This window comes from Mycobacterium sp. (assembly GCF_050701675.1).
Taxonomy (GTDB): domain Bacteria; phylum Actinomycetota; class Actinomycetes; order Mycobacteriales; family Mycobacteriaceae; genus Mycobacterium.
This window is the reverse complement of sequence record NZ_JBOGDD010000426.1, coordinates 1-4,296: the sequence shown is the minus strand read 5'-3', so window position 1 is coordinate 4,296 and position 4,296 is coordinate 1. Positions and strand designations below refer to the sequence as shown.

At 69.2% G+C, this 4,296-nt stretch carries 4 protein-coding genes and 1 pseudogene; 1 reads left to right on the top strand and 4 read right to left on the bottom strand.

Annotated features, from left to right (window positions below; translation table 11 throughout):
• The 3 genes from lipB to sucB all read right to left on the bottom strand — a co-directional run.
• Positions 1-448 (bottom strand): lipoyl(octanoyl) transferase LipB (gene lipB / locus ACRDUX_RS12915; protein WP_526414423.1); only part of this gene is annotated, 448 nt, incomplete at its 3' end.
• Positions 449-467: 19 nt separating this feature from the next.
• Positions 468-1,406: a TIGR01777 family oxidoreductase gene (locus ACRDUX_RS12910; RefSeq protein WP_526414422.1), complete on the bottom strand. Its 939-nt coding sequence runs from the start codon at positions 1,404-1,406 to the stop codon at positions 468-470.
• Positions 1,407-1,413: 7 nt separating this feature from the next.
• Positions 1,414-3,219, bottom strand: coding sequence for a 2-oxoglutarate dehydrogenase, E2 component, dihydrolipoamide succinyltransferase (gene sucB / locus ACRDUX_RS12905; RefSeq protein WP_526414421.1), 1,806 nt, complete (start codon positions 3,217-3,219; stop codon positions 1,414-1,416).
• A gap of 181 nt (positions 3,220-3,400) precedes the next feature.
• On the opposite strand from sucB, the gene ACRDUX_RS12900 reads away from it, so the two are divergent.
• Positions 3,401-3,775 (top strand): oxidoreductase, encoded by a 375-nt coding sequence (locus ACRDUX_RS12900; RefSeq protein ID WP_526414420.1) that lies wholly within the window; start codon positions 3,401-3,403, stop codon positions 3,773-3,775.
• Here ACRDUX_RS12900 and ACRDUX_RS12895 read toward each other — a convergent pair.
• A pseudogene (locus tag ACRDUX_RS12895) lies at positions 3,776-4,296 on the bottom strand (leucyl aminopeptidase); the annotation flags it as partial.

Sequence of the window (4,296 nt, the reverse complement as noted above, 5' to 3'; positions counted from 1 at the left end):
CGCCGATCTTGCGCGCGGGCGGGGCGGCGTCGGCAGGGAGCCACTCGGCGGTGCGCCGTTCGACGCGGCCGGTGCTCAAGCCGAGGCCTGCGCACACGGCGATCAGTGAGTCTTCCAAGCGGCGAACGAATTTCACCACGTCCAGCGGCTGGACGAGGCCGATGATGGGGTAGCCGACGAGCTGGCCGGGCCCGTGCCAGGTGATCTTGCCGCCACGGTCGGTGTCGACGACGGGTGTGCTCGAGGCGACCGGCCGCTCCTGCGGTTCGGTGCGCTTGCCAGCGGTGTAGACCGCAGGATGCTCGAGCAGCAGCAGGGTGTCCGGCCCGCCGGCGACGCGGGCATCCGCGAGCTCGCGCTGCATCTGCCAGGCGCTGAGGTAGTCGACGGACCCCAGGCGCCGCACGTCGATCTCCGTGCTGGCCGACCGGACCGATGTTCCCGCCATGGCTTCGAGGCTACGCACGTCAGGCGCCCTTCGGCGCGGTGACGTACCCCAGAGCTTCGCCGATGGTGTTGTGGTGGAACTCGAAGCCGGCCCGCTCCAGCGCCGAGGGAATGGCGCGTTGTCCACCGAGGAGACCCTCGTCCGCGAATTCGCCGAGCACGGCGCGCAGTCCGAACCCGGGGACCAGCAGGGGGGTTGGTCTGTTGACCGCCCGGCCTAGCGCCGCGGTGAACTCGGCGTTGGTCACCGGCGCGGGTCCGGTCCCGTTCACCGGCCCGGCGAGGTCGGCGTGCCCGATCGCGAACAGCAGGGCCCGCACTTCGTCCTCGAGGCTGATCCACGGCATGTACTGGCGGCCGTTTCCCAGCCGCGCACCGAGCCCGAGGGAGAACAGCGGCCGCAGCCGCGCGAGCATGCCACCCGACGGCGACAGGACCAGCCCGGTGCGCACCAGCACCACCCGAACCCCTGCGCTCTCGGCCGAATCGGTGGCAGCCTCCCAGTCCTGGCACAACGTGGCGAGGAAGCCCTCGCCCGCCGGGCTGGATTCATCGAGCACCCGGTCGCGGGCGTCCCCGTAGTAACCCACCGCACTCGCGTTGACGAGCACGGGAACACCCGACTCCACGACGGCATGCGACAGCACCTCGGTTGGACCGATCCGGCTGTCGCGCAGGCTCTGCTTGAACGCCCCCGACCAACGCTTCTTGGCAACGCCGACACCGCACAGGTTCACGACGGCGTCCGCGCCGCGCAGGGCGCTCGCGTCGAACTCCCCGGTGTCGGGGTTCCAGAAGACCTCGTCGGCATTCGACGGTGCGCGTCGCACCAACCGCAGCACCCGATTGTCCGCCGCGCGCAACGCCGACGTCAGCGCCGAACCGATCAGTCCCGAGGATCCCGCAATCGCAATGACGGCACCGCCCGATGTCGCCGGCGACCCGGCTCCGATGCCCATGGGAGATCTACAGTCCGAGGTCGGCCTCGAACGCCCCTTCCTCGAGGCGACGCTTGATGGTGGTCAGGAACCGCCCGGCGTCCGCGCCGTCGACGAGCCGGTGGTCGTAGGTCAGGGGCAGGTAGGCCACCGACCGCACGCCGATCGATTCGTTGCCGTTGCCGTCGACCACGACGCGGGGCCGCTTGACGATCGCCCCGGTGCCCAGCATCGCCGCCTGCGGCGGCACCAGGATCGGGGTGTCGAACAAGGCGCCCTGGCTGCCGATGTTGGTGATGGTGAACGTGCCACCGGATAGCTCGTCGGGCTTGAGGTTGCCCGATCGGGCCCGGGCCGCGATGTCGGCGATGGCCCTGGCCAGCCCGCCAAGGGACAGGTCACCTGCGTTGTGCACGACGGGGGAGAGCAGGCCCTGCTCGGTGTCGACGGCGAAGCCGAGGTGCTCGGCGTCGTAGTACGTGATCTCCTTGCTGTCCTCGTTGTAGCTCGCATTGACGTTCGGATGCGCCTTGAGCGCGTCGACCACGGCCACCGCGAAGAACGGCAGGTACGTCAGGTTGACGCCTTCGCGTTCGGCGAAGCTCGCCTTGGCGCGAGCCCGCAGGGCCACGATCTTGGTCAGGTCGACTTCGTGTGTCTGCGTCAATTGTGCTGTGGTCTGCAGACTTTCGCGCGTCTTCTTGGCGGTGATCTGGCGAATCCGGTTGGCCTTCTGCGTGGTGCCGCGCAGATGGGCCAGCGCGGGCGCCGGAGCGGGGGCAGACGGCTTGGCGGCCTCAGCCGCCGCGGGTGCCGGCGCCGACGGTGCTGGCGCCTTCTTGGCCTCCGCCGCCGCGAGCACGTCCTGCTTGCGGATCCGGCCACCGACGCCGGTGCCCTTGACCGAGCTCAGGTCGATGCCATTCTCGCTGGCCAACTTGCGGACCAGGGGCGTGACGTACGGGCTGCCGTCGGACGACGGCTCCGCAGCGGCAGGAGCCTTGGCGGCAGGCGCCTCGGGTTCGGGCTCCTTCTTCGGTTCGGGCTTCGGCTCCGGCTTGGGTTCGGGCTTCGGCTCCGGCTTGGGTTCGGGCTTGGGTTCGGGCTTGGGTTCCGGCTTCGGTTCCTCGGCCTTCGGCGCGGGTTTCGGTTCGGGCTTCGGCTCCGGCTCGGCTTCCGGCTCCTTGGCGGGAGCCGACCCCGCGGCGCCGATCTTGGCCAGCTCACCACCGACTTCGACGGTGTCGTCCTCCTCGGCGGTGATCGAGATCAGCGTGCCCGCGACGGGGGACGGGATCTCGGTGTCGACCTTGTCGGTGGACACCTCCACCAACGCCTCGTCGACCTCGACACTGTCGCCGACCTTCTTGAGCCACCGGGTCACGGTTCCCTCGGTGACCGACTCACCCAGTTCGGGCATCACGACCGACGTGGATTCACCGCCCCCTGACGAGGGCGGAGCAGACGGCTGCTCGACCTTGGCCGCAGGCTCGGGCTCCGGTTCGGCCTCGGGCTCCGCTTCTGGTTCCGGCTCCGCTTCTGGTTCCGGCTCTGCCTTCTCCTCGGCGGCGGGAGCGCTCTCGTCGCCACCTTCAGCGGCGTCACCGATGGTGCCGAGGTCGCCGCCGATCTCGACGGTGTCGTCCTCGTTGGCGATGATCTTGGTCAGCACGCCGGAGGCTGGTGACGGGATCTCGGTGTCGACCTTGTCGGTCGACACCTCCAGCAGAGGTTCATCGACCTCGACGGTGTCGCCCTCTTGTTTGAGCCATCGCGTGACGGTCCCTTCGGTGACGCTCTCACCGAGTGCGGGCATCTGGACGGTGATGGCCATGTGCGTTGACTCCTCGAACGGTGCTCGTAACGGGCCGAAATGCTCGGTCCCCATCCTGTCATGTCCGCGCCCGTCGGTCGTCGCAGACCTCTCGTGTTCGTCCTCTGGCACTATCGAAAGTGGCGGCAGCCGATCAAGAAGACGGCAGGCCCGTCAAAGGCGCGAAGGGAGTTGGGTCGAGTTGGGGCTGTTCGACAGGTTCCGTCGTGGTTCCGAGCGCTCGTCCAACGGTCACGACCCCGCCACCGATCTGAAGTACCTGCGTCAGTGGGTCGCCGAACGCAACGGCGTCGAGGCCTTCGTCGAACCGAAGACGACCGTCACCGACGTCACGGTGTGTCTCGTCGCGGCCGACGGGGAATGGACCCGGCGGCGGGCCGGTGGCGACAAGGGAGCCCGGCGGCTCAGCGACCAGCTCAAGATTCCCGTCTATGACGTGCAGAAGGTCGGTTATCCGCAACGGATGCGGGATCACGACGCACGGGAACGGATACTGCGCGACCGCGAGCGCAAGGCACGCGACCGCGATCTCCGCCGCGACCTGGGCCAGGCCTGACTAGCCGTTCTCCGCGATGTCCTCGAGCACGGCGAACATGGTGCGGGTCGGTACTCCCGTACCGCCCTTGCCCGTGTAGCCCCACGGCCCGCCGGTGTTGTAGGCAGGCGCCGCGACGTCGATGTGGGCCCATTGCACGCCCTCGGCCACGAATTCGCGCAGGTAGACGCCCGCGACCAGCATGCCCGCGTAGCGGGAGCCACTGACGTTCGCCAGGTCGGCCACCGTCGACTTCAGGTCGTCCTTGAGTTCGTCGGGCAGCGGCATCGCCCAGCCGTTCTCGCCGGCCTCCTGGGACAATTCGGCGACGCGGTCGCGGAACTCGTCGTTGCCCATCACGCCGGGCGTGCGGGAGCCGAGCGCCACCGTCTGCGCACCGGTCAGCGTCGACGTCTCGATCAGGTAGTCGGGCCCGTCCTCGCACGCCCGCGCGATCGCGTCGGCCAGGATCAGCCGCCCCTCGGCGTCGGTGTTGAGCACCTCGACGGTGATGCCGCCGTACTGCGTCAGGACGTCACCGG